We start from the raw sequence: 17,367 nt of genomic DNA on the forward strand, positions 1-17,367 counted from the left end.
ATATGCATTTTCTAATTAAAATGTCTTAAATTAAAACATAGTTGATCTACGGTCTCTTACGAGATATATTTATTAAATAAAAAATTTCATCACTCCTATTTTATAAATCATTCAGATGCTAAAAGAAGAATGATATATAATGAGGTTTAACACAGTTTTGGTTTAATATAATTACACTTTACGGAAATTAAATCAAAGAAACGTTGATACAATCACGTTTCTTTGATTTCACAAAATGGCTTTATTGCCAATATATTAATTCATCGAGGTTTTTAATCACAGCTTCGTTCTTAGACTCCATAGTTCCGGGAAGAATTGCTGGTCCAGAGCTTTTTTTAAATATGTAACACCTGATGATCCCCCTGTTCCTTGTTTATGCCCAATTATTCTTTCCACAGTACTCATATGATTAAAGCGCCATAATTGCTGTTGAGTGCCAATGTCAACTAACTTCTCTGCCAACTCATATAAATCCCAATATTGATCGACATTTCGATAAACTGTCAACCATGCTTCTTCTACACTTGCATTCGATTGATAGTTTTGTGACCAATCCCTATTAAGAGCTTCTTGATCAACAGGCAATCCACGCATGACAAGAGCGTTAATTGCTGCATCATAAATACTCGGCTCATGAAGCGCCTGATGCATTTGTTCGTTTAAGTCAGTTTGATGTTGATAGACCGATAGCATATGGGCATTTTTGTTTCCTAGTGCAAATTCAATCAAACGATTCTGATAAGACTGAAATCCAGAAGAGTGTCCCAATTTATCCCTGAATTCCATGTATTCGGCTGGAGTCAGAGTTGAAAGAACGCTCCAAGACTGGATCAGCTGCTGCTGAATTCTCGAAACCCGCGATAACATTTTAAATGAAGGTTCCAAATTGTTAGTGCGGATACATTGAATAGCTGCTGACAACTCATGTAAAATGAGCTTCATCCATAACTCACTTGCCTGATGGATAATGATAAAAAGCATTTCATCATGGTGTGTGGACAATCTATGCTGACTTGATAATATTTTATCTAGATGGAGATAATCTCCGTAAGACATTGATTTTTGAAAATCTGTTTGTATTTCTTTTTCTAGCCCCATACTTACATTCTGTTCATTGTTATTTATGTTGTTCATACCCAATCCCCATTCTTTTCTTATATACTTAGCTGATCTAGGAAAAATCTCAATACTACTTATTCTGTCAATCTATTCTATATTCTCTTTCAGAAAAACATCCGATTCCTGTGATGACTTTTCGTTCATATTTCTTTTTTTCCAAATATAATAAACAATAGATAAAAACAGTAACCATGGAATCCCGAATTGAAGCATAATCTTGAAATCTGTAAACCATGTTGTAATTGATAAACTAAATAGAAGAAACGCACCTAATATCGTTAAATATGGAAAACCCAGCATTCTAACAGGTAATTTACGTCCGCCCATTTTCTCCCACTTTCTTCTGAAAAACAAATGAGAAACAAACACCATAAACCATGTGAATATAGCACCAAACATGGAAATTCCCATCATTAATGCATAGGATGAACCCGGAAGCAGCGCATTAACTCCTGCAGCAATAAAAATCCCAAGAGTTGAAACGGCAAGGGCTCTTGTCGGAACTCCTTTTTTGTTAATTTTCCCTAAAAAAGCTGGTGCAAAGTTCCCCCTTGATAATGAAAACATCATGCGTGTTGAAGCATATAGCTGGCTATTCATAGCTGATAGTGCAGCTGTTAATATGATAAAATTCATAATTCCAGATGCACCTGGAATGTTCAAGATTTCCATTACTTTTACAAAAGGACTTTTATCGACTGACGCTGATTGCCATGGAACAATCATTAACATGATGCCAATTGTGAGCACATAGAATGTAGACAAACGGAATACAGTTGCTTTCAATGCTTTTGGCACCGCAATGTCTGGGTCCTTTGCTTCCCCTGATGTAACCGCTATCATTTCTGTTCCTAAAAAGCTGAATAGAGAAATAAAAATAGCAACCCACATCCCCCACCAGCCAAACGGCATAAAACCTCCGTCATTCACAATATTTTCTGGACCTATATCCGGCTGTCCAGATGCACCGAATAGAACATAGGAACCAAGTAGAATGAAACCAACAATTGCGCTAATTTTTATCATGGAGAACCAATACTCAAATGTAGCAAATGTGTTTACACTAGTAGCGTTGACATAAATCAATACAGCTGCAAAAAACAAAATCCATACGAAGCCAGGCACATCAGGAAACCAGTATTTCATATACACTGCTATTGCACTTACTTCTACCCCAACAGCAAGGACATTGGCTACCCAATATGAATAACGAACAAGAAAGCCTGCCATTGGATTAATGTATTTTTCAGAAATTGTTCCAAAAGATCCTGAGGTAGGATGGGCGACCGTCATTTCAGCTAAACATCCCATTAAAAGTAATACGATAAATGCACCTAACCCATAACTGAGCAAAACACTGGGACCTGCTGTTTTAATGGCTAGCCCGCTTCCAAGGAACAGCCCTGTTCCGATGGCACACCCCATAGCAATCATCGTAAGCTGGCTTGTTTTTAAATCACGCTTTAGTTCCGGTTCATTTTGATTATTCAATTGAGTATTGTTGTTCTCCATATTCATCCCCCTTTTTACCCAATGACTTTATCCAATAATTATAGGATCACCATTTTATTTAGCGCGGGCTAACCTGGAACTGATTCGTTCAACTATTCATCAGGAGATTAATCCTCATCTGACGGAAGTTTCACTTTATGCCACTACTTCACGTTTATTCTCAAATTTTTCATATTGTTTATCTGACATGATTTTTTTGAGAATTTGTACCACTTCCCAAGTTTCCTTGTAAGAAGTATACAATGCAACTGGAGCAAGACGAATGATGTTAGGTGCACGGAAGTCGGGAATCACACCGTTATCTTTTAATGCCTTGCAAATGCGTGCAGCTTCTTCATGTTCAAGGCTCACATGACCTCCACGACGTATGTCCTCTCTAGGATTACCTATGACAAACCCGTAGTCTTTTAACTCATATTCAATTAAGTTCATTAAATATCGATTAATTTCAAGAGACTTTTCACGAATATTTTTAATACCAGCTTCTTTAAAAATTTCTAAAGATCCAATTAAAGGTGCAAGGCTTAACACATGGGGCGTCCCAATTTGATAGGCTCCTGCTGATTCAGCTGGCGTTAACGTATGTTCCATGTCAAATTGTTTATCTTTTCTAGAGCCGAACCATCCAGCCAATCCAGGCTTCGTTCCAAAATGTTTACGGTTCACATATAAGCCGCCAACACATCCAGGTCCTCCGTTTAAATGTTTATAATTGCACCAATACGCAAAGTCCACTCCCCATTCACTAAACGAATGTGGAATCGCACCTATCGAATGACATCCGTCAAATCCAATTAAAATACCCCGTTTCTGTGCTTCTGCTGTTAATCGTTTCATATTTAATATTTGACCGCTCCGATAAAGTACGGTTGGCAATATAACCAAAGCAATATCATCGGTCATCGCTTCAATAATATCGGCTTCTTCTAAAAATCGGCCATCCTTGCTTTTTACACGTATTAGATGGGTTTCTGGATCGTATCCATGCGTGCGGAGCTGGCTTTGAAGGGCATAAATATCAGATGGAAAGGTTAGTTCATCTGCTAATATTTTTGTGCGTTCTCCTTGCGGCTTATAAAATGTTGCTACAAGCTGATGCAAATTAACAGTTGTGGAACCGGTTACAATTACCTCCTCAGGTAATGCTCCCACTAATGTAGCACTCATCTCGCCTAATTTCTCTGACAATGAAAACCATGGGTGCTTTCCTTGTGTCCATCCATCAATACCATGTTCTTTCCAATCATCTAAAGATTCCAACAGCGTACGTTCAGCTCTTTTCGAAAGAAGTCCCAATGAGTTTCCATCCATGTAGATGGAGCCAGATTTTAAATAAAATTCTTCCCGATAACCAGAAAGTGCATCTTCTTTGTCCAGTTGTTTTGCGTATTCCAATGTGGAATGAAATGAATCAAATAACATAATAAACCTCCTTTATCTTATTTTATTATTCTAGTAAAATCGTACCAAAGAATATGACATGATGTCAATAACTTATCATAACATTCTAAAAACTGTATATTATTTGAAAATTCTTTACAAATATCCCTTTTGTTTTTAAATGGTCAAAAATTATTCACGTATTCATATGACCGTATAGATAACGTTAGCTCGATCAAAGTAGCAGATGACAAAGTATATTCCTATGAGTACGATGAAAATAGTCGATTATAAATTGCGCAAGAACCTGATGGTTATCGTTTAGAAAATGTATATGATAATGACTTACAAAGTTTAGGTAACGGACTTAGAAAGTCTTACATTGAGACGGTTAATGGAAGTGCCCATACTACAACCTTTGGTTATGATATTCTAAAACGTCTAACTTCAATTAAACATCATAATGGAATGGTAGTCGGTCTATATTATAACGAAAGCAACGATCCAATACGTTTAACTTTTGGAAAGGCGTATTTGTATCAAGATTACGATGCTGCTGGGCAGGTAATTAGTCAGAGCTTAATTGGAGATCATGATAAAACCAATTTAAGCTATACCTATTATCCCGATGGAAATATAAAAACATACTTTGATGGAATTTCTAATCATACTTATACGTACGATTTTGCAGGGCGACTTGATACTTGGACTTACAATGGAAATACGGTTCAATATCAATATGATAAATCAGGTAATTTATTAAACCCTAATGGAAAAAGTTTATCATTTAATTCTGCTAATGAAGTAGAAGGATATAATTATGATCTTGCAGGTAATCTTCTTCAAGATGATAAGCACAACTATAATTGGGATGGTGAAGACCAGCTCCTTTCAGTGAAGGATTTTAATGGACAGACTAAAGCAAGCTTTACATATCATCCTAATGGTTTGAGGAAAACAAAATATGTTGGCTCAAAAATTTATAATTATCATTATGATGATTCTGACCTAATTAGAGTTACAGATGGATCAGGTAAAACGATCTGGTCATTTACATGGAATAATGGTGATCCGATTAGCTTAACCAATCAGAATGGAGAAACGTTTTTCTACATGACTAATCAGCGAGGAGATGTGGTAAGCATTGTTGATTCAAACGGAGCAGAAGTGGCTTCATACAGTTATGATCCTTGGGGAAATCTAACTTCTGTTGAACCAACTGACCCACGTACAGAGCGCACATGCAGGAATTGGCTGCTGAGAAGATCGTATTCCAATTGGATCTTCGCGCCAGCTGTATGACTACTTCCTCCTGATCCTTGGTAAGTTGAAGCAAAAACATCTGGAAGTTGAAACGTCGTAGAATCCAAGATTCGCATACGCTGAAACTGAGATGCATAACGATGAGAAAGAGCCTGATAAGTTTGTATCTTCTGAGTAAGTAAGGAAGTGAATACGTTTCGTAGGAGCCTGACTGCTGAAGGATTAAAACGTTGATTGAGTCCTTCGGGACTCATTAATACACCAGTTGAAGATTCTAGACAGCAACATAGCTGAGTTAAGGAAGTATTCGCTACCTTTTGGCTTAACCATACGCACAAAGCAACTAAATCTTTCGCTTGATACTTACTGGACCTCTTAACAAAACCTACCTTTTTGGCCAATTGTTTGAGGACATGAGGAGATAAAGATTGTTGTAATTCCAGCGAAAACAGGTTCAATTCATCTGAAACATTACGAGACATAAAAAGCACCATCCTTTCCATCATATTACAGAAAGGATAGCGCTTTTTTCGTTTAGGGGGTAACAATTTGCCTTAGCTTGATGGGCATGTGGTGGGTACCCCTTATAGAGCTTAATAGCTCGTTTTATTGTCTCTTAGCGTATGTTATCCGCGGTTTGTTGGTAGGACCCCTTTTTGTACTATCAATGTCAAATTTCAACTCTTAGACGACTTTTTGTTTTGCTTCATTTAAATTTTTTTGGGGGTTTATAATTGTCTCTTTTTTAAAGGACTTCATTAAGGAAAAGATTGTAAGTATTAAAATGATGGCTAGTGGAAAGCCAATAATGATTAATGCACTAACTATTGCGCCTAAGCCCCCAGACCATAACAGAATAATTGCAGTTAATGATTGTAAAATACCCCAAGTAATTTTCATTAAGTTTGATGGATTTAAATTACCCCTTGAACTTTGCATAGCTAGGACGAATGTTCCAGAGTCTGCAGTTGTAATAAAGAATGTACCAATTAAAAGAATCGCAAGGAATGATATTATCGTACCAAAAGGTAATTCCTTTAGTATAGCAAATAACGCAACTTCAACACCTTGAGTGTCCATGATTTCTTTTATTCCAAATTGATTAAACATTTCTAAAGATACTGCAGTACCTCCAAACACACTAAACCACAATATACTAAAAGTTGATGGTACGATAAGCACACCTAATACAAACTCACGTACTGTTCTTCCTTTAGAAACACGTGCAATAAAAGATCCAGCAAATGGTGCAGCAGCAATCCACCAAGCCCAATAAAAGACGGTCCAGTCTTTGAACCACGATGATTGTTCAAATGGACGTTGGTTTAAACTCATATTCGGCAAATTATGGATGTAATCAGCAAAAGCTGATGTGAATAAATTCAAAATAAAGGTTGTTGGTCCAGTGAAAAACATGAAAATCAGTAAGAAGATTGCAAGTATAACATTCGTATTACTTAAATATTTAATCCCTCGTTCAAGACCAGTTTTGGCAGAAAGAGTAAAAAGAATAGTAACAACTACGATAACGATTATTTGAGTTGTAAAATTATTTTGTATATTTGTTAAATATGAGATACCTCCACTAATTTGTGTTGCACCCATTCCAAGCGGACCAGAAATTGCGAATACTGTTGCCATGATGAAAATGACATTGACAGCTCGTCCAAGTCCACCTTCAACTTTATTTCCAAATAATGGACGTAATATTTCGCTTGGTACCTGTTTAAATCCCTTTCTAAATGCAAAATATGCGATGGATAAACCTGTTATAGCGTAAATAGCCCACGCATGAAATCCCCAGTGAAAGAACGAATAACGCATTGCTAAGGCAGCAGAGTCAGCAGTTTCACCTTTCCCAAATGGTGGATTATGAAAGTGACTAATTGGTTCTGCAACTCCCCAGAATACAAGGCCTATTCCCATACCTGCACTAAATACCATTGCTAACCAAGTAAAAGTACTAAATTCAGGTTTATCAGTATCTTTCCCTAACTTAATTCGACCAAAACGGGAAAAAGCTAAATATAGTAAAAAAACTAAGAATGCTGTAGCTGAAGTTAAATAAAGCCACCCAAAATTCCCTTGCAGAAACGTTTGAACTGTACTTGTTGCTGTACTCAAACCTTTAGGTGACAAAGCACCCCATACAATAAAAATCAATGTTATTACTGATGAAATAATAAAAACTGGTGATAATTTTTTCATAAAAACCCACCCCTCTTTTTTTTTGTAAACCCTTTCAAAATAAGAGAAAAATAGTAAAATAAATTGAAGTAGTTTCAACTGATATAAAAAAATATAGCTCTATTGTAGAATTCAGAAAGATGTTAAAACAAATTAAATATTTTGAAAATAACAAAAAGACTTAAATGCTTAAAATAGTAAAAAATTATCTTCTTGATTCATTTGGTTTAATGAAACAAGAAGATGTGTTTATTAAACTGTTTCTGCAAGCTCTTGTTTGTCTTTGCAATTTGTATCATCTTGGAATGAAATAACTGATCTACCAACATTGACTCCACAACAATCATGGAATCCATCAAATGCTTTATTAATATCCTCTAATGAAAGCTTATTTAAAATTAATTCATCAAGCATTAATTTTCCATCTAAGTAAAGCTGTGCAAGATTACGAATGTCACGCAGCGGGTTAATATCACCGTAGCTACTTCCTTTTAACGTTTTTCCTCGTCGATGGAACAATTCAGCATCAATTGTTAAATCTTTAGAAGTATAGAATCCTACAACAACGACTATTCCACCTTTTCGTGTTATATCCCATGCATTTGCAGTTGCCTTAGTATTCCCTGTTGCATCAATTGCAAATTGTACACCAACACCATCTGTTAATCCTTTAACAATTTCTTCTAAATTATCATCAGCAGGATTCACAACATGTGTAGCACCAAATTTTTTCGCAGCTTCTAAATTTTGCGGTTTCATATCAACGGCAATTATTTTACTTGCGCCTGCAATTCTTGCACCTTGAATCGCATTAATTCCGACACCTCCGCAGCCAAACACTGCAACTGATGAGCCTGGAGTTACTTTTGCCGCATTTACTGCCGCTCCGTAACCTGTCGCAACACCACATCCTAATAGTGCTGCTTGCTCTAGCGGCATTGCCTCTGGAAGTTTCACACATGACATCTCGTCAACAACTGCATACTCTGCAAACGTTGACAAAACAGAATCATGATAAATTAATTCTCCATCTATACTTAAACGTGATGTTCCCTCTGGTAAAAAACCTTTCTCCATCGGACCGAATGCCGATTCACAGAGATGAACTTGTCCATTCGTACAATATACACATACACCACAATATGGTATCCAGCTTAATGTTACTTTATCACCTGGCTTTACACTTTTTACGTTTTGCCCAACTTCAACCACCACGCCAGCTCCTTCATGACCAAGTACCACTGGCTTTGGTGTTCCTGGACTTTCCTGTGCAATCAAATCACTGTGACAAACACCTGAAGCAGCGATTTTAACAAGAACTTCATTGGCTTTTGGTGGAGCTAAGTCAATTGTTTCAATTTCTAAGGGCTTTCCTACTTCTCTCAAAACAGCTGCTTTCATTTTCATTTTGATGTACCCCCGTTATTGTTTTGTAATTTTTTCAGGTCAGAAATACTCTTAAATCCACAATATTCTTCAAAATCACTACCATTGTTCCCTTTCTATCAATTCATAAAAATTGTAAATAATTGGCACTATTAATAAGGCTCATTTCACATTTTTTTCTTAGCCTTTTTCTACCACTTTTAACACCATTCTTTAACAAAACCAAGAAAATTAAAGACCTAGAGAGACATATTTTGTTTCTAAATACGGCTCAATACCTTCAATACCGCCTTCACGACCAATACCGCTTTCTTTCATACCGCCAAATGGTGCTTGTGCCGTTGATGGTAATGCATCATTCCAGCCTACAATACCGTAGTCTAATGATTCCATAATCTTCATTCCTCGCGTTACACTTTCTGTGTAGAAGTATGCTGCAAGACCGTACGGTGTATTGTTCGCAAACTCAATTACTTCTTCTTCTGTTTCAAACTTTTGAATTGGTGCGACAGGTCCAAATGTCTCTTCACTCATAATAACCATGTCAGGTGTTACATCTTTTAGAATTGTTGGTTGATAAAAGCAAGCATTTTCATTAATGACTTCACCTTGACCACCGATCACTACTTCTGCACCTTTATTAATTGCATCCTGTACATGCTTTTCAACCTTTTCATAGCCTGCTTTATTAATCATCGGACCAATGTCGATGCCTTTTTCTAAACCGTTTCCTACTTTTAACTTACTTACTGCTTCTTTATATGCCGCAATAAATTTGTCGTATACATTGGACTGTGCGTATATACGGTTTACACAAATACATGTTTGACCAGCATTACGATATTTAGAAGCAATTGCACCTTGAACCGCTTTTTCAATATCTGCATCATCAAAAATAATTAATGGTGCATGACCGCCAAGCTCAAGAGAAACATTTTTCACAGTATCTGCACTTTGACGAATTAAAAGTTTACCAACTGCTGTTGAACCTGTAAATGTTACTTTACGAACTTTCGAACTCGTCATAAATGCCTCACCGATTTCCGCAGGGTTACCCGTTACTAAGTTCACAACGCCGTTTGGTACACCTGCTTCTACACAGTATTCCATTAATTTCATCGCTGTTAATGGAGTTGATTCTGCTGGTTTAATCACGATTGTGCAGCCTGCTGCAAGTGCTGGACCTAGTTTTCTTGTAATCATCGCTGCTGGGAAATTCCACGGCGTGATTGCTGCAACAACACCCACTGGCTGCTTAATCACTTGAATGCGATTATGAACACTTTTACCAGGAACAGTACGGCCATAGACACGTCTTGCTTCTTCTGCATACCACTCTAGGAAAGATGCTGCATAATTAACTTCGCCTAGAGACTCAGCAAGCGGTTTCCCCATTTCAAGCGTCATAATATTTGCAAGTTCTTCTTTATTTTCATGCATAATCTTCGCAATTTTTCTTAATATGCTTGAGCGCTCTTGAGCGGCTGTTTTTGACCAACTTTTAAATGCTTGATCTGCTGCTTCGATTGCTTCGTCCGTTTCAGCTTTTCCGCTGTTTGGCACTTTTGCAATGACTTCACCGTTCGCAGGATTGACAACATCAAATGTAACTAAATGATCACCTGTCCATTCACCGTTAATAAAGTTTAAATGCTTTTCTGCCGTTAATTGTACGTCTGTCATCGTAAATTCCTCCTATTACAGTTTGAGATTGTAATCAATTGCAACGCTTTCATTTCATAAAAACACTAAAAAAAATTAAATGATGAGTTCATCGTGTTATCAAGTTCGTATTATGAACATTTTTTTCTTAATTTGAACTTGTGAGCACATTATAAATTTAAATTTACAATTATGTCAATTAGAAATTTTCAAAATTTTTTTCTTTATATCCCTTTTTCAAATGCTCTATAAATATATATTTATTAGTCATTACTAAACCCAAATTACGATAAATCCCTTTCATAGAGTTAGTTTCTCGAACTTTTTACCGGAAATTTACTTGAATATAACGATAAAATTTCTATTTGACACATCACCAATAAAAATTTTATACTTTTCTTATAATTCGCATTATGAAATTATTGTTCATTATACGAACTATCGATGAAAAGGAGCTGAACAAAATGCAAATCCTAAAAGAAACGAAAGAAGGACAAGAATTACTAACAGATTTCGATGGAAAGTTTGGTGAAGCATTTGGAGGTACGGCGCCAAACGGCAGTCATATAAATGTTATCATTGCAAAAAGAGGATCAGCTTCACATGCAGAAGCGGTAAGAACATTAGCAAGCCCAGCAAAAGGACATGTCCCATTTCTTGTCTGCTTGGGACTTGGAAATGTGATTAAGCCGTCAACGATCGTTATTAATAAAATTACAATTGAAGATGAAAAATATGAGCGCTTCTTTTACGGGGCAGCACAACTGGGAATTGGTCAAGGCGTTTTAGATGCGGTAAAAGATGGGTTACTCGATAAAGACTCGTTAGGGGAAATTTCTTTACTTGTTGCCTGCTGGATTGATCCCGAGTGTGAAGATGAAACGAAAATTAAAATAAATTCACGCGATGCGATTTATCACGCTATTAAAAATGCGCTGATGACAGCTTCAGAGGAAAAAGATTATGTTCAAAACCTGCTTGATACTTATGAAAGCGCTACGAACAATTTTTACAGCGGTGAATAACCTTACTGCTTTTAAATTGAAAATAAAGGGTAGAGGGTTCGATCATTATGGTAACGAATAAGTCAATACGTTATACTATTGATATGAAAAATGTAAATAATCCGACTAACCAAAAACAACCGAAAAAGCAGGAAACGTCATCTGTTCAAGCGGTCGATCGTGCACTCACATTGCTGAAACTAGTGGCTAACAGCAGTACACCTGTTTTAGCTGCGGATCTTGCCATTCAAACAAACATGAACCGCACAACAGTATGGCGACTTCTTGCTACATTAGAAGCGCAGGATTTTGTCGAACGTGACCCTTTTACAAGAGGATATCAACTTGGTTATGCGTCAGCAAAACTAATGAGCGGCATGGATCAATACATTCCGCTTATTAGAAGAGCACGCGGGGCATTGGAGCGATTACTTGATAAAATTCAAGAATCTGTTCTCCTTAGTGTTCCAAAATCATTTGGTGTTTTAACGATTGATCAAATCAATCCACCACATCAAAGCATTCGTGTTGCCGATTATGTAAATACAACGATGCCTCTTCACGGCACATCAAATGGTAAGCTTTTATTAAGCTATCTTAGCAAAAGCGAGCTCGATATTTTCTTAGAGCGTCCTCTTGAACAGTTTACCCCGTTAACGATAACGGATCGTGAAGAGTTATATAAAGAAATTGAGCAAATTCGAAAGCAGGGATTTGCGACAAATTTTGGGGAAACCGATGAAAATGAAAATGGCATATCAGCGCCGATCTTAGATAAGCAAGATCATCTCGTTTCCTTCCTTAGTGTGAGTGGGCCAAGCTTTCGGTTTACGAAAGAAAAAGTTTTAGAGGGGGCACCGACAATTTGCGCTTCAGCACAAGAAATTGCTGATAATCTTGAAAAATAATCAGTAAAGTTAGGTGAAACATTATGCATATTGTCCATGTTTCAATTCGTGTAAAGGAGGAGTATCTTTCTTCTTTTAAAGAAGCAACAGCTGAAAATGCAAAACATAGCTTACAAGAAGCAGGAGTTATCCGCTTTGACGTTTTAGAGAAGCGGGATGATCCTTGTGAATTTCTGCTTGTCGAAGTGTACAACACACTAGAAGATCAACTAAACCACCGCGAAACAGAGCATTTTAAAAAATGGCGTATTGCAGTAACTAAAATGCTTATTGAACCGTACACATTTACAAAATATAAAAGACATCATATTATGTGATATAAACACCCTTTTTTTTATGCAGCCTACCGGCTTCTTCAGAAGTTGAAAACGTTGATCTTGCAGCGCTGCATAAAAACGTGCATAACCCATAAATCCGGACAGCAAAAAACCCCTTGATAATGAAGTGAACCCAAAAAGTTAGACCAACGAGGAAATACTTTCAGAACTAAAAACAGAATATATCCGGATTGGCTCAACCAAAAAGGCCCGGAAATTTCATACGACCAAAATTAATGAAATATGGGAAGAAGTCTTAAAAGATGAAAATAAGGAATAGACTTTTGTAAGTTGTGTTTTCACTTTCGCCGTGGTTTACGCGCATCTTGAAAGCTATGTTTTTTCCTATGTTTTCAATCAATAAAAGAGCGCTGAAGATGCCCTTCAGCGCTTTTATTGTGCCGTGTATATAATTTCACCTTTCCATCGAATTTAGAAAGGGTTATTCTGATGCCATCAAGCTTCAATTCCGTTAAAAACTTTAAATCAGAAAAAGCTTCATTCGATTTATGAAGCAACATAGGAGAAATATACAAATAAACCACCCCATCAAATTATAATGGTTTAATAGAACATAGTAATTAGTGGAGTATTGGAATTGCAGGGGAAAGTTGATAAAAATATAGCTCTATCTAACCAACAATTATGACCTTCAGGTCAAAAAGGAAAGTCTTTAGGCTTCGATCTTCGATCGAATTAAAAGCTGTCGGTGGTCCTGTTTGTTTGTCTGCCTTTTGTCGTCTAATCGTAGCATGGCAACGTGCCTTGACTAGCCCCTTTCTGCCATGCTGTTATTCGTCTCTGACGAAAGGAGGTGACATGGAGATCATCTTCCAAGCAATCGCAACGATTGCTAGCTGCATTAGCGCGGTTTACGCGGTTCGGAACTTCCACCGGACGCACAAGAAGCCGAAGGGCAAGCACCGGAAGTAAGCCGGGGTGAGGGAAACCTTGCCTCGGCTTTCTTGCGTGTCTTGAAGGCCGTTTTTACGTAGGTAAAGGTTTTCTACCTACTTTAAAGAGTTTGTACAAGAAAACAATTCTGCTCTTTTATCTTTATATTGTGTGATTAAGTCATTTGTATTTTTATCTTCCTTTAATTCTCCATAAATCCTCATAACAGGCAAAGTTATTTTGTATGAAGGATGTTCATTAAATTCATGTATAAGTGCAAAAATGGATTCTTCAGAAATATACTTAGTTTCGTCTTTTCCCATTTCTTCAAGTTTTACAAATTCTTCTATTGAAAGGTTACGAATTTTATAATTGTGTTCAGATATCTTAGTATCGACTTCAAAAGTAAGCTTCTCAGAGACCATTTCAAATTCTTTATACAATTTAGTTATATTCTCAAATGTTTTGAATATATTCACGAATTTAACGTATCTATTATCCTGTTTTTTTCTAATTTTTCTAAATCAATGTAGGGAGGAACTGCATTAATTATCTTTTTATAGTTACGAGGTATCCAAAAAAGTCCATGACTATTAGGTATAATAACAGCTGGTAAACTAAATAGTTATTTAACTCTTCTTTAAAAGATTGATATCGTTTATTTGAATATTCAAATTCTTCTTCTTCCCGTTTTTTCTTAAACATTTTATTTTCTTCTTGTAAGATTTCCATTTTCTTTGACACCCATTTTGATACCCTTCTCTGTAACCACATTAAAAACAAACCAACAAAGATACTTCATATTAATGTGTAGATTAAACCTGACCAAAAAGCAATTTTAAAATTATCAAAATTAGCTTGTGTTTGTTGAATACCAAACAATTCAAATAAATAGTTTAACATTCTCTTCACCCTGTGTAATAGAAATCCTAATATGCTAGGATGTAATTAATAGGGGAGGAATAGGAGTGAATAACGATAAAGTGGTGGATAAACGTCATTTGCGCTCTATTTTGACACGTCAAAAGTTATTAGAGGCTGCAAAGCAAGTATTTCTTGATGAAGGATTTCATAAAGCGACTATATCCCAAGTAATCAAAAAAGCACAGGTCGGCTATGGAACTGCCTATGTACATTTTGAAGGAAAGGAAGATTTATTGATTGTACTGATGGAGAACGTCATGGAGCAATTTTATGAAATTGCCGAGACTACCTTCTTTCCAAAATCGAGAGTCGAAGCAGAGCATATTATTAAAAGCCAAGCCGAAGCTTTTTTAAAAATGGCTGAGGCTGAACGCAATATGATGCAAGTCTTTGAACAGGCTATTGGGGTTTCTGCTGTTATTTCAGATAAATGGAAAGAAATCCGTGAAAAGTTTATTAACCGAATATCTAAAGACGTTGATTATGCCCAGAAAAACGGACTTGCAAGAGGTGAATTAAACCATGTTCTTGTTGCACGCGGCTGGTTTTTCGTAAATGAAATGTATCTTTGGGAGATTGTCCGTAATGAACATCATGGTTCTGTCAAAGAGATCGCTACTACCATTACGTCTATTTACACTGCAGGCCTTTATCTATAAGAATGTTTTCAAACAATAACCAAATTGCTTGGTCAATCCATTGAACATAAGAACGGAACAAAATATAAAGATTATAAAGGAGCTGTTAAACATATTGTATTTGATTGATATGTTATACAGCTTTTTTTGTCATTGAACAGCGCCACTCGTTCGCCAGAAGGTCATTGTTAAGTCTTATTGAAGAAAACACCCTTCCTAACGTTTTACATAAAATAACTCCTTTCGCACATAATGCAAAAGGAGCCTATCGCTTGTATTTTCTTTATTCCATCTAGGTATTCTTCATGACTAAGAGGACACGTTTGTGCCAAACTCATTCACAGGTAAATGAAACGCTTCCCAGATCTGTAAACTGAGCCATAATGGTATCACCCGGCTGAAAGCTAATGGCTTCCGAAATGGCTCCGCTTAACACGATGTCACCTTTTTTTAGGCCTTGGCCAATTTCTCCAAGTTTATTAACCGCCCAAGCAACAGAAGCAGCAGGATGACCTAGTATAGCAGCGCCGGTGCCATTTGTGACTACTTCCGAATTTTTTGACATATACATTCCTATTTCCTTCAGGTCAATGTCTTTAGGAGATACCCATTTGCTTCCCACTAAAAATTTAGCAGAAGAACAATTATCGGCAATGACATCTGCTAGCGTAAACTTAAAGTTTAGATAACGGCTATCAATAATTTCGATTGCTGGTGCTACAAACTTAGTAACTCTTAAAATATCCTTAGCCGTTACGGATGTTCCTTGAATATCTTCATTGATCAAGAATGCAATTTCAGGCTCTGCTTTTGGATGGATAAGTTTGTTATATTGAATTGGTTCCCATTCAAGTGCCAGCATATCATCCATTAAATAACCATAAATCGCTTCATGGACACCCATCATCTGTTGCTTTGCCTTGCTTGTCAGTCCTAGCTTAACTCCTATTCTGCGATTCCCCGCTTGCTCTTTTCTTTGAATCAGTTTATTTTGGATTTCATAAGCTTGTTCAAAGGTTAGCTCTGGGAATTTATCGGTAATTTTAACAACTTCCCGCCTTTCTTTTTCTGCTAATAAAAGGTATTCAACGATTTCTTGGTCCGCACCTTGAATTAATGTCATGATTATACCCCCACCTTTTTGAGTCTTGCTATTTCGGCGGCTACTTCGAGAATCATATCCTCTTGCCCGCCCACAGCTTTCCTTTTGCCAAGCTCAATTAAAATATCTCTTGCATCAATTCCAAACCTTTGACTTGCGCGTTCAGCGTGAAGAAGAAAGCTCGAATAAACGCCTGCATATCCCATTACGAGGCTGCCTCTGCCGATTTCCTGTGAGCGTGGAATTAAGGGCTGCACAATATCCTCAGCAAGGTCCATCATCTTATAAATATCGATTCCAAGGTCTATGTTCATCTTGTTTAGAACAGCAAGTAAAACTTCAGTTTGTGTGTTACCTGCTCCTGCACCTAGGCAGCGAACGCTTCCATCTATACGTGTTGCCCCCTCTTCAATTGCTGCAAGTGTATTGGCAAGTGCTAGTGATAAATTGTTGTGGGCATGGAAACCAATTTCAATGTCTAAAGACTCCCTTAGTGCACGGATGCGATCCCTTACTTCATGGGGCAAAAATGCACCTGCAGAATCTGTGACATAAACGGCTTGTGCTCCATAACTTTCCATCAGTTTCGCCTGTTCTATCAGCTTTTCAATTGGCGCCATGTGTGCCATCATCAGGAAGCCTAATGTCTCCATTCCTAATTCTCTGGCCATGGTGATATGCTGTGAAGATACATTTGCTTCTGTTACGTGGGTTGCAACCCTTACCAAGCCTGCACCTAGCTCATGCGCTTGTTTCAGTTCATGTACTGTTCCGATACCAGGTATCAGCAATACTGCAACCTTTGATTGGTTACATTCATCTACCGCAGCCTCGATTAATTTCATTTCATCAACAAGCGAACGTCCATATTGGAGGGTAGATCCGCCTAATCCATCACCATGGCTGACTTCAATATAATGCATTCCTGCATCATCGAGAGCCCGCGTAACCGTTCGGACTTGTTTCTCTGTATACTGATGTGCAACGACATGACTCCCATCCCGCAAGCACACTTCTGTTATCTTAATAGGTACATCCCTTTTCATTCTCATGATTAATGGTCCTCCCTTC

15 protein-coding genes and 2 pseudogenes are annotated in these 17,367 nt (G+C 37.1%); 5 read left to right on the top strand and 12 right to left on the bottom strand.

The window, feature by feature from the left end; genetic code table 11:
* Positions 1-276 precede the first annotated feature (276 nt).
* The 3 genes from kynA to kynU form a co-directional block, all read right to left on the bottom strand.
* A complete protein-coding gene (gene kynA / locus LIT25_27800; protein USK36558.1) occupies positions 277-1,134 on the bottom strand; it encodes a tryptophan 2,3-dioxygenase in 858 nt (285 codons plus the stop codon).
* Positions 1,135-1,206: 72 nt separating this feature from the next.
* A complete protein-coding gene (locus LIT25_27805) occupies positions 1,207-2,631 on the bottom strand; it encodes an amino acid permease (protein ID USK36559.1) in 1,425 nt (474 codons plus the stop codon).
* Positions 2,632-2,766: 135 nt separating this feature from the next.
* Positions 2,767-4,053, bottom strand: coding sequence for a kynureninase (gene kynU, locus LIT25_27810; protein USK36560.1), 1,287 nt, complete (start codon positions 4,051-4,053; stop codon positions 2,767-2,769).
* 492 nt (positions 4,054-4,545) lie between these two features.
* On the opposite strand from kynU, the gene LIT25_27815 reads away from it, so the two are divergent.
* Positions 4,546-5,313 carry a hypothetical protein gene (locus LIT25_27815; GenBank protein USK36561.1) on the top strand — a complete coding sequence of 256 codons (768 nt, stop codon included), beginning with the start codon at positions 4,546-4,548 and terminating at the stop codon, positions 5,311-5,313.
* On the opposite strand, the pseudogene LIT25_27820 reads toward LIT25_27815, so the two are convergent.
* From LIT25_27820 to LIT25_27835, 4 genes and pseudogenes are all read right to left on the bottom strand, one after another.
* A pseudogene (locus LIT25_27820) lies at positions 5,247-5,756 on the bottom strand (IS4 family transposase). The gene LIT25_27815 and the pseudogene LIT25_27820 overlap by 67 nt on opposite strands.
* A gap of 202 nt (positions 5,757-5,958) precedes the next feature.
* The gene (locus LIT25_27825; GenBank protein ID USK36562.1) at positions 5,959-7,482 is read right to left on the bottom strand and encodes a BCCT family transporter; all 1,524 of its coding nucleotides are present in this window, start codon (positions 7,480-7,482) and stop codon (positions 5,959-5,961) included.
* A 231-nt stretch (positions 7,483-7,713) separates the two neighbouring features.
* A complete protein-coding gene (locus LIT25_27830) occupies positions 7,714-8,868 on the bottom strand; it encodes a Zn-dependent alcohol dehydrogenase (GenBank protein ID USK36563.1) in 1,155 nt (384 codons plus the stop codon).
* Positions 8,869-9,078: 210 nt separating this feature from the next.
* A complete protein-coding gene (locus tag LIT25_27835; protein ID USK36564.1) occupies positions 9,079-10,530 on the bottom strand; it encodes an NAD-dependent succinate-semialdehyde dehydrogenase in 1,452 nt (483 codons plus the stop codon).
* Positions 10,531-10,973: 443 nt separating this feature from the next.
* On the opposite strand from LIT25_27835, the gene LIT25_27840 reads away from it, so the two are divergent.
* Genes LIT25_27840 through LIT25_27850 form a run of 3 tightly spaced genes read left to right on the top strand, consistent with a single transcriptional unit; the run spans position 10,974 to position 12,738 of the window.
* On the top strand, positions 10,974-11,534 hold the full coding sequence (locus LIT25_27840; GenBank protein USK36565.1) for a formaldehyde-activating enzyme: 561 nt from the start codon (positions 10,974-10,976) through the stop codon (positions 11,532-11,534).
* A gap of 47 nt (positions 11,535-11,581) precedes the next feature.
* Positions 11,582-12,421, top strand: coding sequence for an IclR family transcriptional regulator (locus tag LIT25_27845; GenBank protein USK36566.1), 840 nt, complete (start codon positions 11,582-11,584; stop codon positions 12,419-12,421).
* Positions 12,422-12,444: 23 nt separating this feature from the next.
* On the top strand, positions 12,445-12,738 hold the full coding sequence (locus LIT25_27850) for an antibiotic biosynthesis monooxygenase (protein ID USK36567.1): 294 nt from the start codon (positions 12,445-12,447) through the stop codon (positions 12,736-12,738).
* A 395-nt stretch (positions 12,739-13,133) separates the two neighbouring features.
* Here LIT25_27850 and LIT25_27855 read toward each other — a convergent pair.
* The 3 genes and pseudogenes from LIT25_27855 to LIT25_27865 form a co-directional block, all read right to left on the bottom strand.
* Positions 13,134-13,274 (bottom strand): annotated as a pseudogene (locus LIT25_27855) (ATP-dependent DNA ligase).
* Positions 13,275-13,748: 474 nt separating this feature from the next.
* Positions 13,749-14,075: a hypothetical protein gene (locus LIT25_27860; GenBank protein ID USK36568.1), complete on the bottom strand. Its 327-nt coding sequence runs from the start codon at positions 14,073-14,075 to the stop codon at positions 13,749-13,751.
* Positions 14,076-14,181: 106 nt separating this feature from the next.
* A complete protein-coding gene (locus LIT25_27865; protein USK36569.1) occupies positions 14,182-14,376 on the bottom strand; it encodes a hypothetical protein in 195 nt (64 codons plus the stop codon).
* A 224-nt stretch (positions 14,377-14,600) separates the two neighbouring features.
* On the opposite strand from LIT25_27865, the gene LIT25_27870 reads away from it, so the two are divergent.
* Positions 14,601-15,215 (top strand): TetR/AcrR family transcriptional regulator, encoded by a 615-nt coding sequence (locus LIT25_27870; GenBank protein ID USK36570.1) that lies wholly within the window; start codon positions 14,601-14,603, stop codon positions 15,213-15,215.
* A gap of 313 nt (positions 15,216-15,528) precedes the next feature.
* Here LIT25_27870 and LIT25_27875 read toward each other — a convergent pair whose 3' ends face one another.
* Both LIT25_27875 and dmpG read right to left on the bottom strand, forming a co-directional pair.
* Positions 15,529-16,317 (bottom strand): fumarylacetoacetate hydrolase family protein, encoded by a 789-nt coding sequence (locus LIT25_27875; GenBank protein USK36571.1) that lies wholly within the window; start codon positions 16,315-16,317, stop codon positions 15,529-15,531.
* 2 nt (positions 16,318-16,319) lie between these two features.
* Positions 16,320-17,348, bottom strand: coding sequence for a 4-hydroxy-2-oxovalerate aldolase (gene dmpG, locus LIT25_27880; protein USK36572.1), 1,029 nt, complete (start codon positions 17,346-17,348; stop codon positions 16,320-16,322).
* Positions 17,349-17,367: the final 19 nt, after the last annotated feature.

The sequence above is a fragment of the Bacillus sp. F19 genome, assembly GCA_023823795.1.
Taxonomy (GTDB): domain Bacteria; phylum Bacillota; class Bacilli; order Bacillales; family Bacillaceae; genus Bacillus_P.